This window comes from Arthrobacter sp. APC 3897 (assembly GCF_030407495.1).
In the GTDB taxonomy this organism is placed as follows: Bacteria; Actinomycetota; Actinomycetes; order Actinomycetales; family Micrococcaceae; genus Arthrobacter_B.
Genome location: NZ_JASDDG010000025.1, coordinates 19,581 through 37,534 on the forward strand (window position 1 = coordinate 19,581; position 17,954 = coordinate 37,534).

Below are 17,954 nucleotides of genomic sequence, written 5' to 3' on the forward strand. Positions count from 1 at the left end.
GTTTGTGCCAAACTCTGGGAATGGCCAATTCCCGCTCGGGAGACACAATGACCACCCGGATCGTGCGGATCATCAGTGCCTTCGATGAGACCCATTCTTCACTGCCCGTTGCAGCGGTGGCGCGGCGTGCCGACCTGCCGCTGTCCACCGCCCACCGCCTCGTGGCGGAACTTGCGGGGCACGGGCTGCTGCAGCGTGAACCCTCCGGCGAGATCCGGCTTGGACTCAGGCTCTGGGAACTGGCCAGCCGGAGCTCAGCTGCCCTGGACCTCAAAGCGGTGGCGATGCCGTTCATGGAGGATCTGCAGGCGGTGGTCCGCCAGCATACCCAGCTGTCCGTACTCCGGGGCGACGAAGTGCTTTTTATCGAACGGCTTTCCAGCCGAGGGTCCGTCCTGAACCACGCCAGAGTGGCAGGCAGGCTTCCGCTGCATATTTCCTCCTCCGGGATGGTCCTGATGGCGCACTCGCCCCGGCACGTGCAGGCAGCCTTTCTGGCCCGCGCAGCGGAAACGGCAGGCACCGGGATGCCCCCGGCAGCGGAACTGAGGCGGCAGTGGGCCCACATGCGGCAGACCGGATACGCGAGCCTGCCCGGAACCGTGGTCGCAGAGACCACGGGCATCGCAGTTCCGGTTCCGGACGCCACAGGTTACGCCGCTGCAGCCCTGGGGGTGGTTGTTCCCTCCGGGACGGAAAACCCGTCCGCCACCGTCCCGGCACTGATGACCGCGGCCCGTGGAATCTCCCGCGGCCTGGTGCAACTCGGCGCCACCTTTCCCATTCAATGAGAATCGCTTGGCCGCCACTGCGTGACCCGGCACACACTTGAGGCACGTTCGCAGCAACAGCTTTTCAAGGAGTACTGCATGGGCGCAGCACACACGGTTCTCAGGACCAGGGTCGGCATTGTGGGCGGAGGGCCGGCAGGGCTGATGCTTTCGCATCTGCTCGCCCAAGCCGGCATCGGGAGCATCGTGGTGGAGAAGCGGGACTATGAAACCATCCGCGCCACGCACCGTGCCGGAATCCTGGAGCACGGGTCGGTGCGGATGCTCACCGAGGACGGTGTCAGCAACAGGGTCCTCACTGACGGGCACCGCCACGACGGCATTGACCTTCGCTTCGGCGGGGCCAGCCACCGGATAGATTTCCAGGATCTGGTGGGGGAGTCCGTCTGGCTGTATCCGCAGAATGAAGTGTTCGTGGACCTGGCTGCGGCCAGGGAGCGCGACGGCGGGGATGTGCGGTGGGCGGTCTCCGGCACGGAGGTCCTCGACCTTTCCACCGATACCCCCAAAATACGGTTCACCGATGCCGAGGGTGCCGCGTTCGAGATCCACTGCGACATCCTGGTGGGTGCGGACGGCTCGCAGGGCATTTGCCGGCGGGCAATCCCCGCCGAACAGCGCAGGGAGAACTTCATTGAGTACCCCTTCGCCTGGTTCGGGATCCTCACGGAGGCACCGCCGAGTGCACCTGAGCTGATTTACGCAGCTTCGGACCGGGGCTTCGCCCTGATCAGCCAGCGCAGCCGGACTGTTCAGCGGATGTACTTCCAGGCTGACCCGGATACAAACCCTGATGATTGGTCCGAAGAACGCATTTGGGACGAGCTTCAGCTGCGGGTGGACGGTCCCGACGGCTTCCAACTCCAGCGCGGCCCGGTCTTCGAAAAGACGCTTTTGAAGTTCCGCAGCTACGTTTGCGAACCGCTGCGCTTCGGGAAGATGTTCCTGGCCGGCGACGCTGGACATACCGTGCCGCCCACGGGAGCCAAAGGGCTCAACCTCGCGCTGGCTGATGTCCGGGTTCTGTTTGAGGCTATCGAATCGTTCTGTTCCACCGGGCGAACAGAAATGTTGGACGGGTACAGCGACCGCGCCCTGGCGCGGGTGTGGCGGGCCCAGAACTTCTCATATTGGATGACCTCCATGCTGCATACGCGGGCCGATGCCAGCCCCTTTGAACGCAGGCGCGCGCTGGGGGAGCTGGCCGGCGTCGTCGGTTCGCGCCACGGCAGCGCCTACCTCGCCGAGGCCTATACGGGGTGGCCCGTTACGCATTAGGTGTTCGCATTGTGAACACTTGTACACATGATGAACAAAAGGGTAGTGTGATCCCGTCCACTCGATGCCGGGGGAGCGGTACGGGCGGACCGGAAACATTGACAAGGGAGAATCATGGAAACCGAAGAAGGCGTGATCCAGGACAGCCTGGTGATCGAACGGCTGGACGCTGCGGAAGCCTCGCAGGACCACATTTCCGCGGAGATTGAGTCGATTCACGCGGCGTACCGCACATCGGTGGACGACGGCGGTGCGGAGGAAACCCAGCCCCGCCTCGACTTCTCTCCCTACCGCAGCTCCCTGCTGCGCCATCCGACAAAGAACCTCCACCATACGGACCCCGAGACGATTGAACTCTGGTCCCCGGCCTTTGGCCACCAGGATGTGCATCCGCTGGAGTCGAACCTCACCATCCAGCACAACGGCGAACCCCTGGGCGAGCGCATCATCGTGCGCGGACGGGTGCTCGACGGCGATGGACGTCCGGTCCGCAACCAGCTGATTGAGGTCTGGCAGGCAAACTCGGCGGGCCGCTACATCCACAAGCGGGACCAGCACCCGGCGCCCATTGACCCGAACTTCACCGGCGTCGGCCGGGCCATCACCGGTGATGACGGCTCCTACGAGTTCCTTACCATCAAACCCGGACCCTACCCGTGGAAGAACCACTTCAACGCCTGGCGGCCGGCGCACATCCACTTCTCCCTCTTCGGGACGGACTTCACCCAGCGCATGATCACACAGATGTACTTTCCGGGTGATCCGCTGTTCGCGCTGGACCCGATCTACCAGTCCATCACGGACCCGTTGGCCCGTGACCGTCTGGTCGCCGCCTACGACCACAGCATCACCTCGCATGAGTGGGCCACCGGCTACAACTGGGACATCGTGCTGAGCGGCAGCAACCGCACCTGGATGGAAGAAGAGGACGCAGAGTAATGAGCGAAAAACTCACAGCCACTCCCGGCCAGACCATCGGCCCCTTCTACGGCTACGCGCTTCCCTATGAAAAGGGCGGGGAGCTGATCGCGCCCGGCCTGCCCGGCGCCGTGCGGCTTCAGGGCACCGTGACCGACGGTGCGGGAGATCCAATTCCCGACGCGCTGCTGGAAATCTGGCAGGCTGACGCCGATGGAAACATCCCGCAGCGTGCAGGTTCCCTGGTCCGGGACGGCTACACGTTCACCGGATGGGGCCGCACCGCGGTGGACAACTCCGGTAATTACACCTTCACCACGGTCAATCCGGGACCGGCGGAGGAAGGCTCCGCACCGTTTATTTCCGTAGTGATCTTCGCCCGCGGCCTGCTGAATAAGCTGCACACCCGGATGTACCTGCCGGAGGACCAGGACGCACTCGCCAGGGATCCGCTGCTTTCCTCGCTGCCCCGGGACCGCCGCCGCACCCTGATCGCCACACGCGAGGCCGACGGCGGCCTGCGCTGGAACATCAGGCTGCAGGGCGCGGATGAAACCGTCTTCCTGTCCTTCCCCGGAGCCTGACCGGTGGCCGGGTCAGGAAGCGCCTCAGACGCCGCGGACTACGGACTGCTGTCCCCGGTGTGGGCAGGCACGGCCGGTGCGGACCGGACCGGCGACCGCCGGATAATCCAGAAACTGCTGGACGTCGAATATCAATGGCTGTGTGTGCTCGCCGGCTCAGGCCTCATCGCCCGGGAGCTGCCCGGCGACGCCGCCCCCGCCTTCCGCGCCGAGCTCTACGATCCGGCGTCATTGGCCGCCCGCTCCGCCGGGGGAGGGAACCCGGTGATCCCCCTCCTGGCGGATCTGCGCGCCAAGGTGCGTGAACATTCGCCGGCTGCGGCCGAAGCCGTGCACACCGCTGCCACCAGCCAGGACATCCTGGACACGGCGCTGATGCTGGTCACCGCCGACACCCTGTCCGGCATTCTTGCCGACGCAAGGCGGACCATTGCCGCCCTGGCCGGACTCGCCGTCGAGCACCGGAACAGCCTCTGCGTGGCCCGGACGCTTACCCAGCATTCACTGCCCTCAACCTTCGGTCTCCGCGCCGCGCAGTGGCTGCACGGGATCGGGCAGGCGGCGGATGCCCTCGAAACAGCAGCAGCGCACCTGCCCCTGCAGTGGGGCGGCGGGTCGGGCACGCTCGCTGCCCTGCGCACTGCTGTGGACACGGCCGGGTCAGCGGCGGCGCCGCTGGAGCTCGCCGACGAGCTGGCCGCCAGGCTGGGGCTGGCAGCGCCGGCCGCACCTTGGCAGGGAAACCGGCTGCCCGTCACGGCAGTCGGTGCCGCCCTGCAGGACCTGTTGTCCGCCGCCGGCAAGATCGCCAATGATGTCCTGCTGATGAGCCGGCCCGAAGTGGCAGAGGTTTCCGAACCGCGGGCGGCGGGCCGCGGCGGATCCTCGGCCATGCCGCAGAAGCGGAACCCGGTGCTGTCTGTGCTCATCCGCAGCGCCGCGCTGGCCGGACCGGGTTACGGGGTCCAGCTCCAGACTGCGGCCGGCGCTGCGGACGACGAGCGTCCCGGCGGTTCCTGGCACACCGAGTGGCAGGCACTGCGTGCCCTGCTGCGGCTGGCCTCGGGGGCTGCCGGCAAACTTGCCGAACTCACTGAAGGGCTCACGGTCAACACGTCCGCGCTGCGGGACAACCTGTCCGCTGCCGGTCCGCTGGTGGTCAGCGAACGGTTGATGGCCACAGTTGCTCCGCTGCTGGACGACGGCGGCGGTCACGGCAGCGGAAAGGCGCGCCTGCAGGACCTGGTCACCGCCTCCCAGACAACCGGGAAGTCCCTCGCTGAGCTGCTGCGCCAGGCAGTATCCGCCGATGTGCTGAGCGATGACGAGCTAGCCGCCCAGCTGGATCCCGCCAACTATGCGGGCGAGGCTTCCGCCCTGATTGACCGTATTCTTTCCGCCTATCCCGCAAGGAGCTCCCGATGAGCCAACCCGTCCTCAAGGCCAGCCTGCTCAGCACCGCCGGTCCGCAGGCTCCCGTCCTCATCGCCGGCCCTTCGCTGGGAACCTCCGCCGCGGCGCTGTGGGCCTCGACAGCAGCGGCGCTCCCATCCTTCACCGTGATCGCCTGGGACCTTCCCGGACACGGCCTCAGCCCGGCGGCCACCGAGCCGTTCAGCGTGGCGGACCTGTCCGACGGCGTTGCCGCCCTGGTTGCCGCAGCTCGTGCCGGCGGCGACATCAGCGGGGAGCAAAGCGTGTATTACGCCGGTGTCTCCCTCGGCGGGGCGGTCGGGCTGCAGCTGGGATTGGACCATGCCCGGGACTTCGAGGGTCTGGCCATCCTGTGTTCCGGCGCCAAAATCGGGGAACCGGCAGGCTGGGCGGAGCGCGCCGAAACAGTCCGGAACCAGGGCACTCCCGCCGTCCTGGCCGGTTCCGCTGAACGCTGGTTTGCCCCCGGCTTCATTGACCGCGAACCTGCCGCCTCCGCTGCCCTCCTGCACTCGCTCCAGGACGCTGAACGGTTCTCTTACGCGTGGTGCTGTGAGGCACTGGCCGGGTTCGACGTCCGCGGCAGGCTCGGCGACATCACGCTGCCGCTGCTCGCGCTGGCGGGGGAGCAGGACCCAGTCACCCCGCCGTCGTTCGCCGACTATATTGCCGGGCACGCACCCAACGGCACCAGTGCCGCCGTCGAGGGCGCCGCCCATCTGCTTCCCGCCGAAAAACCGGCGGAAACCGCTCAACTGCTGCGCACTTTCTTTGGTGCCGCATATCAGGAAGGACTGTAGGGTTCCGTGATCAAGGACGCAGGCAAGACCCAGCAGGACGTCTACGACGAAGGGATGGCTGTTCGCCGCGAAGTGCTCGGCGCCGCCCACGTGGACCGTGCGAACGCCGTCAGGGACGGATTTACCGAGGACTTCCAGGAGCTGATCACCAAGTACGCGTGGGGGAGCATTTGGACCCGCCCGGGTCTGCCCCGGACCATGCGCAGCGCGATCACGCTCACCGCACTGATCGCCCGCGGACACTCGGAGGAGTTCGCCATGCACGTCCGCTCCGCGCTGACCAACGGGCTGACCCGGGACGAGATCAAGGAGATCATCCTGCAGTCGGCGATCTACTGCGGTGTTCCGGACGCCAACTCGGCGTTCAAGACGGCACAGCAGGTTTTCGCGGAGCTCGACACCTTGGAGACACGATGAATCAGGCGTACATCTACGACGCGGTCCGCACGCCGTTCGGCAAGTTCGGCGGTGCGCTGGCCGGAGTGCGGCCTGATGACCTGGGAGCGCAGGTCATCCGCGCCGCGGTGGACCGCGCGCCGGACCTGGATCCCGCGACCGTGGACGAAGTGGTTTTCGGCAACGCCAACGGTGCCGGCGAGGAGAACCGCAACGTTGCCAGGATGTCTTCACTGCTGGCATCGCTGCCCACGTCGGTCCCGGGAACCACGGTGAACCGGCTGTGCGGCTCTTCCCTGGACGCCGCCGTCATTGCCTCCCGGCAAATCAACACGGCAGAAGCTGATCTTGTTCTTGTCGGCGGTGTGGAGTCCATGAGCCGGGCACCATGGGTGCTTCCCAAAAACGACAAGGCGTACCCCGCCGGGAACCAGACGCTGGCCTCCACCACGCTGGGCTGGCGGCTCGTCAATCCGGCCATGCCGCCGGAATGGACCGTATCGCTGGGCGAAGCGACGGAACAGCTGCGTGAGAAATACAACATCACGCGGGAACGCCAGGACGAGTTTGCCGCGAAGTCCCACGTGCTCGCAGCCAGGGCCTGGGACGAGGGAAACTACGCCAACCTGACCGTCGCGGTGGACGGCGCGTCCCTGGAACGGGACGAATCCATCCGCCCCGGTTCCACGGCTGAGAAACTGTCCGCGCTTTCCACCGTGTTCCGGCCTGCCGGCAACGATGCCTCCGGCGGCACTGTCACCGCCGGCAACGCTTCCCCGCTGAACGACGGCGCCTCCGCTGCCTGGCTGGGAAGCGAGGCAGCCGAGCGCCTTCTGGGGCTGCCGCCGCTGGCCCGCATTGCCGGGCGCGGCGCCGCCGCAAACGAACCGCAGTACTTCGGCTATGCGCCGGTTGAAGCCGCCCGTCTCGCCCTCAAGCGAGCCGGGATCAGCTGGGCTGACGTGGGTGCCGTCGAGCTCAATGAAGCCTTCGCCGCCCAGTCCCTGGCATGCCTCGACGCCTGGGACATTGACCCGGACATCGTCAACGCGTGGGGAGGCGCGGTGGCCATCGGCCATCCGCTCGGCGCCTCCGGGACCCGGATCCTGGGAACGCTGGCACGGCGGCTGCAGGCCACCGGTGAGCGGTGGGGTGTTGCCGCGATCTGCATCGGCGTCGGCCAGGGACTGGCCGTAGTGCTCGAAAACTCAACTACCACGGCTAGCTAGGAGAAACTGTGCTCAACATTGCGCAGGACGTCGACGAAGCAGTTGCGTCCATCACCGACGGGGCAACCGTCATGATCGGCGGTTTCGGCAAAGCCGGCCAGCCCGTGGAACTCATCGAGGCGCTGCTCCGCCAGGGGGCCTCGGACCTGACGGTGGTAAACAATAATGCCGGCAACGGTGAAAACGGCCTGGCTGCCCTCATCGGCGCCGGAAGGGTGCGGAAGATCATCTGCTCTTTCCCGCGGCAGTCCGACTCCCAGCTGTTCGACGCGAAGTACCGGGCCGGGGAGATAGAGCTGGAGCTGGTACCGCAGGGCAACCTTGCCGAGCGGATCCGTGCTGCCGGGGCCGGCATCGGCGGCTTCTTCACGCCCACCGGGTACGGAACCATGCTGGCCGAAGGCAAGGAAACCCGGATGATCGACGGCCGCGGCTATGTTTTCGAAACGCCGCTCTCCGCTGACTTTGCCCTCATCAAGGCGCTGCGCGCGGACCGGGCGGGGAATCTGGTCTACCGCAAGACAGCCCGCAACTTCGGTCCGGTCATGGCCGCTGCGGCGAAGAACGCCATCGTCCAGGTCCGCGACGTCGTGGAGCCGGGCGGGCTGGACCCGGAGCACGTCGTCACACCGGGTATTTACGTGAACACGCTGGTGCGTGTGGCAGAGGAAAAGGAACCGGCAGCAGCATGAACACTTCAGCAGCAGACACGGCAGGCGGGACGGAAACCGGTGCCCGCCTGGACAAGTTCCAGCTCGCCGAACTGGTGGCGCGGGACATTGCCCCCGGCTCCTACGTCAACCTCGGGATCGGCCAGCCCACCCTGGTATCCAATTACCTGATGCCGGAACAGCAGATCACCCTGCACACGGAAAACGGGATGCTGGGAATGGGGCCCCAGGCACAGGGTGCCGAGATCGACGGTGACCTGATCAACGCCGGAAAGATCCCGGTCACCGAGCTGCCGGGAGCAGCGTACTTCCACCACGCCGATTCCTTCGCCATTATGCGGGGCGGTCATCTGGACGTCTGCGTGCTTGGCGCGTTCCAGGTCTCGGCCTCAGGAGACCTGGCCAACTGGCACACCGGCGCCGCTGACGCGGTTCCGGCCGTTGGCGGAGCCATGGACCTGGCAACCGGTGCCAAGGACGTCTACGTCATGATGTCCCTGTTCACGCGCGACGGCCTGAGCAAACTCGTCCGGGAGTGCACCTACCCCCTGACGGGCGTGGGCTGCGTAACCCGCGTCTACACTAATGAAGCGGTCTTCCTGCTGAAGGAGGACGGCGTGCACGTGCGTGAGACCCACGGCATCAGCTTCGAAGAGCTGGCCGCCGCGGTGGACGTCCCGCTGATCCGCGATCCCGCCGGCGGTTAAAGCCGGCCCCGTAATCCACGAGGGAGACATGAGCGAGACCCCCGCCGCCGGCGGCCAGCACATCCAGTCGCTGGCACGCGGCCTCAGCGTGATCCGGTCCTTTGACGCAGACCACGTCAGCATGACACTCAGCGACGTCTCCCGCCGGACCGGGCTGACCCGCGCCACTGCCCGGCGGTTCCTGTGGACGCTTGTGGATTTGGGATATATGCGCACGGACGGCCGCAACTTTGAGCTGACCGCCCAAGTGCTTGCCCTGGGGTATTCGTATCTCTCGGGCCAGACGCTGCCGCAGCTGGCTCAGCCCCTGCTGGAAGATCTCTCGCGCGCCATCTCGGAGTCAACTTCCGCGTCCATCCTTGACGGTCAGGACATCGTCTACGTTGCCCGCATCCACACCCGGCGCCTGATGCGCGTTGGCATTGCCGTCGGCACCCGGTTCCCCGCCTATGCCACCTCCATGGGGCGGGTCCTGCTGGCCGGCCTGCCGGCCGCGGAGCTGGAGCAGTACCTGGCCGGGGTCCGGCTGCAGCCGCTGACGGAGCGGACCCTGACCTCTGTTCCGGAACTCCGGGACGAGATTGAACGGGTCCGCGAGGCGGGCCGGGCCGTCGTGGACCAGGAGCTGGAAGCGGGACTGCGCTCGGTTGCGGTCCCGGTCCGCGGACCCGGCGGGGATGTGATTGCAGCCATCAATACCTCCATGCAGGCATCGCTGGGAGCCGGCGGGAGTACGCTGGAAGAAGCCGTTGCGGAGGTTTTGCCGCATCTGCGGCAGACTGCGGCAAAGATTACCGCCGGACTGGTCGCCGGGAGCTAGCTCCGGGATGTGATTCTCGCCGCATCGTCAGGCGGGGAAGCTTAAGTCTGTTAGACTAATAATCAATTGTTTGTGTGGCAGTGGATGAAGGACGCTCATCGTAGCGGACCTGTTTCCGGGTTGCAGGGTTCCTGTGCAACGAATGCCACACTTTTGCACGCCTACGGTCGCTTTCGGCGAGAGTATCGGAGCTTCTCGAGGCATTGCGGAAACGACGACTTAAAGCGCGTCGCCTCGGCTGTTCCAACAGCTGACAGCGGGGCGGAGCAACCAAGAGAACTTATCTCGAGAAAAAACGGAGAACACGAAAGTGCCTACGATTCAGCAGCTGGTCCGCAAGGGCCGGTCACCCAAGGTCTCCAAGACCAAGGCTCCTGCCCTCCAGGGCAGCCCGATGCGCCGTGGTGTCTGCACCCGCGTTTACACCACCACCCCGAAGAAGCCGAACTCTGCACTGCGTAAGGTTGCCCGCGTGCGCCTGAACGGTGGCATTGAAGTGACCGCCTACATCCCCGGTGTGGGTCACAACCTGCAGGAACACTCCATCGTGCTCGTTCGCGGTGGTCGTGTGAAGGACCTGCCCGGTGTTCGTTACAAGATCGTTCGCGGCGCACTTGACACCCAGGGTGTCAAGAACCGCAAGCAGGCTCGCAGCCGTTACGGCGCGAAGATGGAGAAGAAGTAATATGCCCCGCAAGGGTCCGGCCCCCAAGCGGCCGCTCGTACTGGATCCCGTTTACGGCTCCCCGCTGGTCACTCAGCTGATCAACAAGGTTCTCGTTGACGGCAAGAAGTCCACCGCCGAGCGCATTGTTTACGGTGCACTCGCAGGCGCTCAGGAAAAGACCGGGGGAGACCCCGTTGCAGCCCTGAAGAAGGCCATGGACAACATCAAGCCCAGCCTTGAGGTCAAGTCCCGCCGCGTCGGCGGCGCCACCTACCAGGTTCCGGTTGAGGTCAAGCCGGGCCGTGCAACTGCACTGGCCCTGCGCTGGCTGGTTGGCTACTCCAAGGCCCGCCGCGAAAAGACCATGACCGAGCGTCTGCGCAACGAGATCCTGGATGCTTCCAACGGTCTTGGTGCAGCAGTCAAGCGCCGCGAAGACACCCACAAGATGGCTGAATCCAACAAGGCCTTCGCACACTACCGCTGGTAATAAGCCAGGCCGACGGCGGCCACTCCTTCAAGGCCCTGCATTCCGCTTCCTGCGGGGTGCGGGGCCCGAAGCAGATAAACGCAGTCGAACCGGCAAAAACCAACTAAGGGAGAAACCGTGGCACTTGACGTGCTTACCGACCTGAACAAGGTCCGCAACATCGGCATCATGGCCCACATTGATGCCGGCAAGACCACCACAACCGAGCGCATCCTGTTCTACACGGGTGTCAACCACAAGATTGGCGAGACCCACGACGGTGCGTCCACCATGGACTGGATGGCACAGGAGCAGGAGCGGGGTATCACCATTACCTCCGCAGCTACCACGTGCTACTGGGACAACAACCAGATCAACATCATCGACACCCCGGGTCACGTTGACTTTACGGTCGAGGTTGAGCGGTCCCTGCGCGTGCTCGACGGCGCTGTAGCCGTTTTCGACGGCAAGGAAGGCGTGGAGCCGCAGTCCGAGACTGTTTGGCGCCAGGCTGACAAGTACAACGTCCCGCGCATCTGCTTCGTCAACAAGATGGACAAGCTCGGCGCTGACTTCTACTTCACCGTGGACACCATCATTAACCGCCTCGGCGCGAAGCCGCTGGTTATCCAGCTGCCCATCGGCGCCGAGAGCGAATTTGAAGGTGTTGTTGACCTGGTCGAGATGCGTGCGCTGACATGGCGCGGCGACTCCAAGGGTGACGTCACCATGGGTGCCAAGTACGAAGTCGAGCCCATCCCGGCCGATCTGGCCGAAAAGGCTGAAGAGTACCGTGCCGCGCTCATCGAGACCGTTGCTGAAGCCAGCGACGAACTGATGAACAAGTACCTCGAAGGTGAAGAATTCACCACCGAGGAAATCAAGGCCGGCATCCGCCACCTGACGATCAACTCGCTGGTTTACCCGGTGCTCTGCGGTTCCGCGTTCAAGAACCGCGGCGTACAGCCGATGCTTGACGCCGTCGTCGCCTACCTGCCGAACCCGCTGGACGTCCCGAACATCAAGGGCCACGACATCCGCGACGAAGAGGTCATCCTCGAACGTGCCGCTGATGCCAACGCTCCGTTCTCGGCCCTGGCGTTCAAGGTTGTCACGCACCCGTTCTTCGGCCGCCTGACGTACATCCGCGTGTACTCCGGTCACGCTGCTTCCGGCGCCCAGGTCATGAATGCGACCAAGCAGAAGAAGGAGCGCATCGGAAAGCTCTTCCAGATGCACGCCAACAAGGAAAACCCGGTCGAAGAGATCACCACCGGTCACATCTACGCTGCGATCGGCCTGAAGGACACCACCACGGGCGACACCCTGTGCGACCTTCAGAACCCGATCGTGCTGGAATCCATGAGCTTCCCGGAGCCCGTGATTTCCGTGGCCATCGAGCCGAAGACCAAGGGTGACCAGGAGAAGCTCTCCACGGCCATTCAGAAGCTCTCCGAAGAGGACCCGACCTTCCAGGTCTCCCTCGACGAAGATACAGGCCAGACCATCATCGCCGGTATGGGCGAGCTGCACCTGGACATCCTGGTTGACCGCATGCGCCGTGAATTCCGCGTCGAGGCAAACGTGGGCAAGCCCCAGGTTGCCTACCGCGAAACCATCAAGCGCGCAGTGGCCAAGCACGACTACACGCACAAGAAGCAGACCGGTGGTTCGGGCCAGTTCGCAAAGGTCCAGATCGCCATCGAGCCGCTGGATACTTCCGACGGCACGTTCTACGAGTTCGACAATAAGGTCACCGGTGGCCGTATTCCCCGTGAATACATCCCCAGCGTTGACCAGGGTATCCAGAGCGCGCTTACTGACGGTGTGCTCGCCGGCTACCCCGTGGTTGGCATCAAGGCAATCCTGCTTGACGGCGCCTACCACGACGTTGACTCCTCGGAAATGGCGTTCAAGATCGCCGGGCGACAGGCTTTCAAGGAAGCCGCCCGCATGGCGAACCCTGTCCTGCTCGAACCGCTGATGGATGTTGAAGTCCGCACCCCTGAGGAATACATGGGTGAAGTTATCGGTGACATCAACTCCCGCCGCGGCCAGATGCAGTCCATGGAAGACGCCGCAGGCGTAAAGGTCATCCGTGCTCACGTACCGCTGTCCGGCATGTTCGGTTACATCGGCGACCTGCGTTCCAAGACGCAGGGCCGCGCAGTGTACTCCATGTCGTTCAACAGCTACGCGGAGGTCCCGAAGGCAGTAGCCGACGAGATCATCCAGAAGACGCGCGGCGAATAAAACCCTGGTTGGTGTTCCGGGGGCAACTTCGGAACACCAACCGTGTGCAGCGGGCCAAGGCCAACACCGGAAGCCCGCTGCATAGCCAGACTGAGCGGCCTCGCCAGGCTGCTGCGGATAGACGGCAATTTCATCAAATAAACAGCCCCCAGTAGACTTACATCAGTTTCAGCAGCGAGAAGCGCTGTTGGAGATTGAGTCTTCAACCTTTCTAGGAGGAACCCGTGGCGAAGGCAAAGTTCGAGCGGACTAAGCCGCACGTCAACATCGGCACCATTGGTCACGTTGACCATGGAAAGACGACGTTGACCGCTGCCATTTCGAAGGTGCTTGCTGACAAGTACCCTGATCTGAATGAAAAGCGCGATTTCGCTGCTATCGACTCTGCACCTGAAGAGCGCCAGCGCGGTATCACCATCAACATCTCGCACATCGAGTACCAGACCGAGAAGCGCCACTACGCACACGTAGACGCCCCCGGTCACGCTGACTACATCAAGAACATGATCACCGGTGCAGCTCAGATGGACGGCGCAATCCTCGTGGTTGCCGCTACCGACGGTCCGATGGCCCAGACCCGCGAGCACGTTCTGCTCGCCCGCCAGGTTGGCGTTCCCTACCTGCTGGTCGCACTGAACAAGTCCGACATGGTCGACGATGAGGAACTGCTGGACCTCGTTGAAATGGAAGTTCGCGAACTGCTGAGCTCCCAGGAATTCGACGGCGACAACGCTCCCGTCGTGCGCGTCTCCGGCCTCAAGGCTCTGGAAGGCGACCCCAAGTGGGTTGCTTCCGTCGAAGAGCTCATGGAAGCCGTTGACAACAACGTGCCGGACCCGATCCGCGACAAGGACAAGCCGTTCCTGATGCCGATCGAGGACGTCTTCACGATCACCGGTCGTGGAACCGTTGTCACGGGCCGCGCCGAGCGCGGTACCCTTGCCATCAACTCCGAGGTCGAGATTGTCGGCATCCGTCCGGTCCAGAAGACCACGGTTACCGGTATCGAGATGTTCCACAAGCAGCTTGACGAAGCATGGGCAGGCGAGAACTGTGGTCTCCTGCTCCGCGGCATCAAGCGCGAAGACGTAGAGCGCGGCCAGGTTGTCGTCAAGCCGGGTTCCATCACCCCGCACACCGACTTCGAGGCCAACGTCTACATCCTGTCCAAGGATGAAGGCGGACGCCACAACCCGTTCTACTCGAACTACCGCCCGCAGTTCTACTTCCGCACCACGGACGTAACCGGCGTTATCACCCTGCCCGAGGGCACGGAAATGGTTATGCCCGGCGACAACACTGAGATGACCGTTGAGCTCATCCAGCCCATCGCCATGGAAGAAGGCCTCGGCTTCGCTATCCGCGAAGGTGGCCGCACCGTTGGTTCAGGCCGTGTCACCAAGATCATCAAGTAATTTCCTTACTTGCTGAGTCTTCGGTGAGGATCCTGCCTCCGGGTACGGATACGAACTGAAAAGATGTCCCCGCTGCTTCGGCAGCGGGGACATCTTGCTTTTAACCGGGGCAGGCGGGCCGCCGAACTGGTTTAGGATCGAGACATGGAACTGCTGATAATTCTTGGCCTTGTTTTGGGCGTCGCCGGCGCCGCGGTGTGGGTCCGGCGCACGTTTCGCCATGAGATCGACAGAGGCAGGCGCATACGCCGTTCCCGCCGCAAACCCTAAGGCCGATTTTCCGCACGGCCCGGCCTGCGCTAGACTGGAACACGTTGACTTGTTATAGGCTGCGGATCACCGCGGCAAGTTGCCTGGCAGCAGAACGCCGATTGGCGGTTTCTCTGCCGTTCTGGCAAACTAGAGAAGTTGTTCAAGCGCTTTTGTGCCCGCATGCGCCCGTCCGGTCCGAAGGGATCGGCCCTAAGCGTGTGATGAGATTGCGTCCCGGTCAGGATAATGCCTGATGCAGGGTCGGATCCTTCAGGGGAAAAGCCCATATATAACCCGCCCCCATTCTTGCCTGGGCGTCGCAGATGCAACATCCGCGACACGCCCGAGCGCGGGGGTCGGAGCCTCGGCAGGGTGAGGAACCCGGATTTATCCGGATTCAGTCTGTTGGAGGAGTGCCAGGCCGTAAAGGCAGCTAGGTACAAAAACTGTACAGAGAGCAATACTCGAAGAAAGAGGCACGACGCCATGGCGGGACAAAAAATCCGCATCCGGCTGAAGTCGTATGACCACGAGGTCATCGACGTATCAGCACGGAAGATCGTTGAGACGGTCACGCGTGCAGGCGCAACGGTAGTAGGCCCCGTGCCGCTGCCCACGGAGAAGAACGTGTACTGCGTTATCCGTTCGCCGCACAAGTACAAGGACAGCCGCGAGCACTTTGAAATGCGCACGCACAAGCGTCTGATCGACATCATTGACCCCACGCCTAAGGCCGTTGACTCGCTGATGCGTCTTGACCTGCCTGCAGACGTGAACATCGAAATCAAGCTGTAGGGGGGGAGCGGATACTTATGTCTACTTCACTTACACGCCAGGTCAAGGGCCTTCTGGGCACCAAGCTGGGCATGACCCAGGTCTGGGACGAGAACAACAAGCTCATCCCCGTGACCGTTGTCCAGGCTGACTCAAACGTTGTTACGCAGCTGCGCAACGCGGACAAGGACGGCTACACCGCCGTTCAGATCGGCTACGGCCAGATCGACCCGCGCAAGGTGACCAAGCCGCTGGCCGGCCACTTTGAAAAGGCAGGCGTTACGCCTCGCCGCCACGTTGTTGAACTGCGCACCGCAGACGCCGACACCTACGAGCTGGGCCAGGAACTCTCCGTTGAGATTTTCGAAGCCGGCCAGAAGGTCGACGTCACCGGAACCTCCAAGGGCAAGGGCTTTGCCGGTGTCATGAAGCGTCACGGCTTCCACGGCGTCGGTGCCTCCCACGGTGCACACAAGAACCACCGTAAGCCCGGTTCCATCGGTGGCGCATCCACCCCGGGCCGCGTCTTCAAGGGCGTTCGGATGGCAGGCCGCATGGGCGCTGTCCGCCACACCACGATGAACCTCACGGTTCACGGTGTGGACGCCGAGAAGTCGCTCCTGCTGATCAAGGGTGCCATTCCCGGCGCCCGCGGCCAGGTCGTCCTCGTACGCACCGCCGTGAAGGGAGCTTAGTCTGATGGCTAACGAAACCACTGTTGAATTCCCCGCAGCACTCTTCGACGTTCAGACGAACGTTCCGCTTCTGCACCAGGTTGTAGTTGCTCAGCTTGCAGCTGCCCGCCAGGGTACGCACAAGACGAAGACCCGCGCAGAGGTCTCCGGTGCAGGCCGCAAGCCGTTCAAGCAGAAGGGTACCGGCCGCGCCCGTCAGGGTTCCATCCGTGCTCCTCACATGACCGGTGGCGGCGTTGTCCACGGACCGACGCCCCGCGACTACAGCCAGCGCACCCCCAAGAAGATGATTGCTGCCGCACTCCGCGGTGCACTCTCCGACCGGGCACGCAACGGCCGCATCCACGTGCTGGAAACCCTGGTAGCCGGCGAAACGCCGTCCACCAAGGCTGCGCGTCAGTCCCTGCGTTCGCTGACCGAACGCAAGAACATGCTCGTTGTTATCGAGCGCGCCAACGACGTTGCTGCACTGTCCGTGCGCAACCTCACCGATGTTCACGTGATCTATGTAGATCAGCTGAACACGTACGACGTGCTGGTTGCCGACGACGTGGTCTTCACCAAGGCTGCCTACGACGAGTTCGTCGGCAAGAACACTGTCAAGGAGGACGCCAAATGAGCGCGACCACCGCTAAGGACCCTCGCGACGTAGTGCTTGCACCCGTCGTTTCGGAAAAGAGCTACGGCCTGATCGACGAAGGTAAGTACACCTTCCTGGTTGACCCCCGCTCCAACAAGACCGAGATCAAGCTGGCCGTGGAGAAAATCTTCTCCGTCAAGGTCGACTCGATCAACACCATCAACCGTGCCGGTAAGCGTAAGCGGACCAAGTTCGGATGGGGACAGCGCAAGAACACCAAGCGCGCCATTGTCACCCTGAAGGACGGCACAATCGACATCTTCGGCGGTCCGCTCAGCTAGGGCGGAGACCACTTTAACGAGGAATAAATAATGGGAATCCGTAAATACAAGCCGACTACACCGGGCCGTCGCGGCTCGAGCGTAGCCGACTTCACCGAAATCACGCGGTCGACGCCGGAAAAGTCGTTGGTACGCCCGCTGCCCAAAAAGGGCGGCCGTAACAACACCGGTAAGATCACGACCAGGCACAAGGGTGGTGGGCACAAGCGTCAGTACCGTCTGATCGACTTCCGCCGCCACGACAAGGACGGCGTCGACGCTCGCGTTGCCGAGATCGAATACGATCCGAACCGTACCGCCCGCATTGCGCTGCTGCACTACGTTGATGGCACCAAGCGTTACATCATTGCTCCGAACAAGCTCAAGCAGGGCGACCACGTAGAGGCCGGCGCCGGCGCTGATATCAAGCCCGGCAACAACCTGCCCCTGCGCAACATCCCCGTGGGTACCACCATCCACGCAGTTGAACTGCGCCCGGGCGGCGGTGCCAAGATGGCCCGCTCCGCCGGTGCATCGGTTCAGCTTGTTGCCAAGGAAGGCCGCTTCGCCCAGCTGCGTCTGCCTTCCGGCGAAATCCGTAACGTCGACGCCCGTTGCCGCGCAACGGTCGGCGAGGTCGGCAACGCCGAGCAGTCCAACATCAACTGGGGTAAGGCCGGCCGTATGCGCTGGAAGGGCGTTCGCCCGACCGTCCGCGGTGTCGCCATGAACCCGGTCGACCACCCGCACGGTGGTGGTGAAGGTAAGACCTCCGGTGGACGCCACCCGGTCAACCCGAACGGTAAGCGCGAAGGCCGCACACGCCGCCCCAATAAAGAGAGCGACAACCTCATTGTGCGTCGCCGTCGTTCCGGCAAGAACAAGCGATAGGAGCCTGGAA

The 17,954-nt window shown here is 63.8% G+C and carries 20 protein-coding genes; all 20 read left to right on the plus strand.

Annotation, left to right across the window (positions count from 1 at the left end):
- Positions 1-20 precede the first annotated feature (20 nt).
- The 20 genes from QMA10_RS12620 (at position 21) to rplB (ending at position 17,944) form a co-directional block, all read left to right on the plus strand.
- Complete coding sequence (locus QMA10_RS12620) at positions 21-791, plus strand: IclR family transcriptional regulator (protein ID WP_290168857.1); 771 nt, start codon at positions 21-23, stop codon at positions 789-791.
- A gap of 78 nt (positions 792-869) precedes the next feature.
- Positions 870-2,069: a 4-hydroxybenzoate 3-monooxygenase gene (locus QMA10_RS12625; RefSeq protein ID WP_290168858.1), complete on the plus strand. Its 1,200-nt coding sequence runs from the start codon at positions 870-872 to the stop codon at positions 2,067-2,069.
- A gap of 114 nt (positions 2,070-2,183) precedes the next feature.
- Entirely contained in the window at positions 2,184-3,008 is an 825-nt protein-coding gene (gene pcaH / locus QMA10_RS12630; RefSeq protein ID WP_290168860.1) for a protocatechuate 3,4-dioxygenase subunit beta, read from the plus strand.
- Positions 3,008-3,571, plus strand: a complete 564-nt coding sequence (gene pcaG / locus QMA10_RS12635; protein ID WP_290168862.1) for a protocatechuate 3,4-dioxygenase subunit alpha — start codon at positions 3,008-3,010, stop codon at positions 3,569-3,571. The genes pcaH and pcaG overlap by 1 nt, the downstream gene beginning before the upstream one ends.
- A 3-nt stretch (positions 3,572-3,574) precedes the next feature.
- Positions 3,575-4,996 (plus strand): lyase family protein, encoded by a 1,422-nt coding sequence (locus QMA10_RS12640; protein WP_290168865.1) that lies wholly within the window; start codon positions 3,575-3,577, stop codon positions 4,994-4,996.
- Positions 4,993-5,805 carry an alpha/beta fold hydrolase gene (locus QMA10_RS12645; protein ID WP_290168867.1) on the plus strand — a complete coding sequence of 271 codons (813 nt, stop codon included), beginning with the start codon at positions 4,993-4,995 and terminating at the stop codon, positions 5,803-5,805. Before QMA10_RS12640 ends, QMA10_RS12645 begins: the two co-directional genes overlap by 4 nt.
- A gap of 6 nt (positions 5,806-5,811) precedes the next feature.
- Positions 5,812-6,222, plus strand: coding sequence for a 4-carboxymuconolactone decarboxylase (gene pcaC / locus QMA10_RS12650; RefSeq protein ID WP_290168868.1), 411 nt, complete (start codon positions 5,812-5,814; stop codon positions 6,220-6,222).
- Positions 6,219-7,430: a thiolase family protein gene (locus QMA10_RS12655; RefSeq protein WP_290168869.1), complete on the plus strand. Its 1,212-nt coding sequence runs from the start codon at positions 6,219-6,221 to the stop codon at positions 7,428-7,430. Before pcaC ends, QMA10_RS12655 begins: the two co-directional genes overlap by 4 nt.
- Before the next feature lie 8 nt (positions 7,431-7,438).
- A complete protein-coding gene (locus QMA10_RS12660; protein WP_290168870.1) occupies positions 7,439-8,122 on the plus strand; it encodes a 3-oxoacid CoA-transferase subunit A in 684 nt (227 codons plus the stop codon).
- Positions 8,119-8,808, plus strand: a complete 690-nt coding sequence (locus tag QMA10_RS12665) for a 3-oxoacid CoA-transferase subunit B (protein ID WP_290168872.1) — start codon at positions 8,119-8,121, stop codon at positions 8,806-8,808. The genes QMA10_RS12660 and QMA10_RS12665 overlap by 4 nt, the downstream gene beginning before the upstream one ends.
- Positions 8,809-8,836: 28 nt before the next feature.
- Entirely contained in the window at positions 8,837-9,628 is a 792-nt protein-coding gene (locus QMA10_RS12670; RefSeq protein ID WP_290168873.1) for an IclR family transcriptional regulator C-terminal domain-containing protein, read from the plus strand.
- A 310-nt stretch (positions 9,629-9,938) separates the two neighbouring features.
- On the plus strand, positions 9,939-10,313 hold the full coding sequence (gene rpsL / locus QMA10_RS12675) for a 30S ribosomal protein S12 (protein WP_104052742.1): 375 nt from the start codon (positions 9,939-9,941) through the stop codon (positions 10,311-10,313).
- Between the two features lies 1 nt (position 10,314).
- Positions 10,315-10,785 carry a 30S ribosomal protein S7 gene (gene rpsG / locus QMA10_RS12680; RefSeq protein WP_104052741.1) on the plus strand — a complete coding sequence of 157 codons (471 nt, stop codon included), beginning with the start codon at positions 10,315-10,317 and terminating at the stop codon, positions 10,783-10,785.
- A gap of 117 nt (positions 10,786-10,902) precedes the next feature.
- Positions 10,903-13,017 (plus strand): elongation factor G, encoded by a 2,115-nt coding sequence (fusA, locus tag QMA10_RS12685; protein WP_290168874.1) that lies wholly within the window; start codon positions 10,903-10,905, stop codon positions 13,015-13,017.
- Positions 13,018-13,241: 224 nt separating this feature from the next.
- Positions 13,242-14,432, plus strand: coding sequence for an elongation factor Tu (gene tuf / locus QMA10_RS12690; RefSeq protein WP_104052739.1), 1,191 nt, complete (start codon positions 13,242-13,244; stop codon positions 14,430-14,432).
- Between the two features lie 738 nt (positions 14,433-15,170).
- On the plus strand, positions 15,171-15,479 hold the full coding sequence (rpsJ, locus tag QMA10_RS12695) for a 30S ribosomal protein S10 (protein ID WP_003803825.1): 309 nt from the start codon (positions 15,171-15,173) through the stop codon (positions 15,477-15,479).
- Between the two features lie 17 nt (positions 15,480-15,496).
- On the plus strand, positions 15,497-16,153 hold the full coding sequence (gene rplC / locus QMA10_RS12700) for a 50S ribosomal protein L3 (protein ID WP_104052738.1): 657 nt from the start codon (positions 15,497-15,499) through the stop codon (positions 16,151-16,153).
- Between the two features lie 4 nt (positions 16,154-16,157).
- Positions 16,158-16,772 carry a 50S ribosomal protein L4 gene (rplD, locus tag QMA10_RS12705; protein ID WP_290168877.1) on the plus strand — a complete coding sequence of 205 codons (615 nt, stop codon included), beginning with the start codon at positions 16,158-16,160 and terminating at the stop codon, positions 16,770-16,772.
- Positions 16,769-17,074 (plus strand): 50S ribosomal protein L23, encoded by a 306-nt coding sequence (gene rplW, locus QMA10_RS12710; RefSeq protein ID WP_104052736.1) that lies wholly within the window; start codon positions 16,769-16,771, stop codon positions 17,072-17,074. Before rplD ends, rplW begins: the two co-directional genes overlap by 4 nt.
- A 30-nt stretch (positions 17,075-17,104) precedes the next feature.
- Positions 17,105-17,944, plus strand: a complete 840-nt coding sequence (rplB, locus tag QMA10_RS12715; RefSeq protein ID WP_104052735.1) for a 50S ribosomal protein L2 — start codon at positions 17,105-17,107, stop codon at positions 17,942-17,944.
- The last annotated feature ends 10 nt before the right edge of the window (positions 17,945-17,954 follow it).

Bases quoted from the DNA above. Each gene is read 5' to 3' on its own strand.
- QMA10_RS12620 (WP_290168857.1), top strand. From the start codon at position 21: ATGGCCAATTCCCGCTCGGGAGACACAATGACCACCCGGATCGTGCGG.
- QMA10_RS12625 (WP_290168858.1), top strand. From the start codon at position 870: ATGGGCGCAGCACACACGGTTCTCAGGACCAGGGTCGGCATTGTGGGC.
- pcaH (WP_290168860.1), top strand. From the start codon at position 2,184: ATGGAAACCGAAGAAGGCGTGATCCAGGACAGCCTGGTGATCGAACGG.
- pcaG (WP_290168862.1), top strand. From the start codon at position 3,008: ATGAGCGAAAAACTCACAGCCACTCCCGGCCAGACCATCGGCCCCTTC.
- QMA10_RS12645 (WP_290168867.1), top strand. From the start codon at position 4,993: ATGAGCCAACCCGTCCTCAAGGCCAGCCTGCTCAGCACCGCCGGTCCG.
- QMA10_RS12655 (WP_290168869.1), top strand. From the start codon at position 6,219: ATGAATCAGGCGTACATCTACGACGCGGTCCGCACGCCGTTCGGCAAG.
- QMA10_RS12665 (WP_290168872.1), top strand. From the start codon at position 8,119: ATGAACACTTCAGCAGCAGACACGGCAGGCGGGACGGAAACCGGTGCC.
- QMA10_RS12670 (WP_290168873.1), top strand. From the start codon at position 8,837: ATGAGCGAGACCCCCGCCGCCGGCGGCCAGCACATCCAGTCGCTGGCA.
- rpsG (WP_104052741.1), top strand. From the start codon at position 10,315: ATGCCCCGCAAGGGTCCGGCCCCCAAGCGGCCGCTCGTACTGGATCCC.
- rpsJ (WP_003803825.1), top strand. From the start codon at position 15,171: ATGGCGGGACAAAAAATCCGCATCCGGCTGAAGTCGTATGACCACGAG.
- rplC (WP_104052738.1), top strand. From the start codon at position 15,497: ATGTCTACTTCACTTACACGCCAGGTCAAGGGCCTTCTGGGCACCAAG.
- rplD (WP_290168877.1), top strand. From the start codon at position 16,158: ATGGCTAACGAAACCACTGTTGAATTCCCCGCAGCACTCTTCGACGTT.
- rplW (WP_104052736.1), top strand. From the start codon at position 16,769: ATGAGCGCGACCACCGCTAAGGACCCTCGCGACGTAGTGCTTGCACCC.
- rplB (WP_104052735.1), top strand. From the start codon at position 17,105: ATGGGAATCCGTAAATACAAGCCGACTACACCGGGCCGTCGCGGCTCG.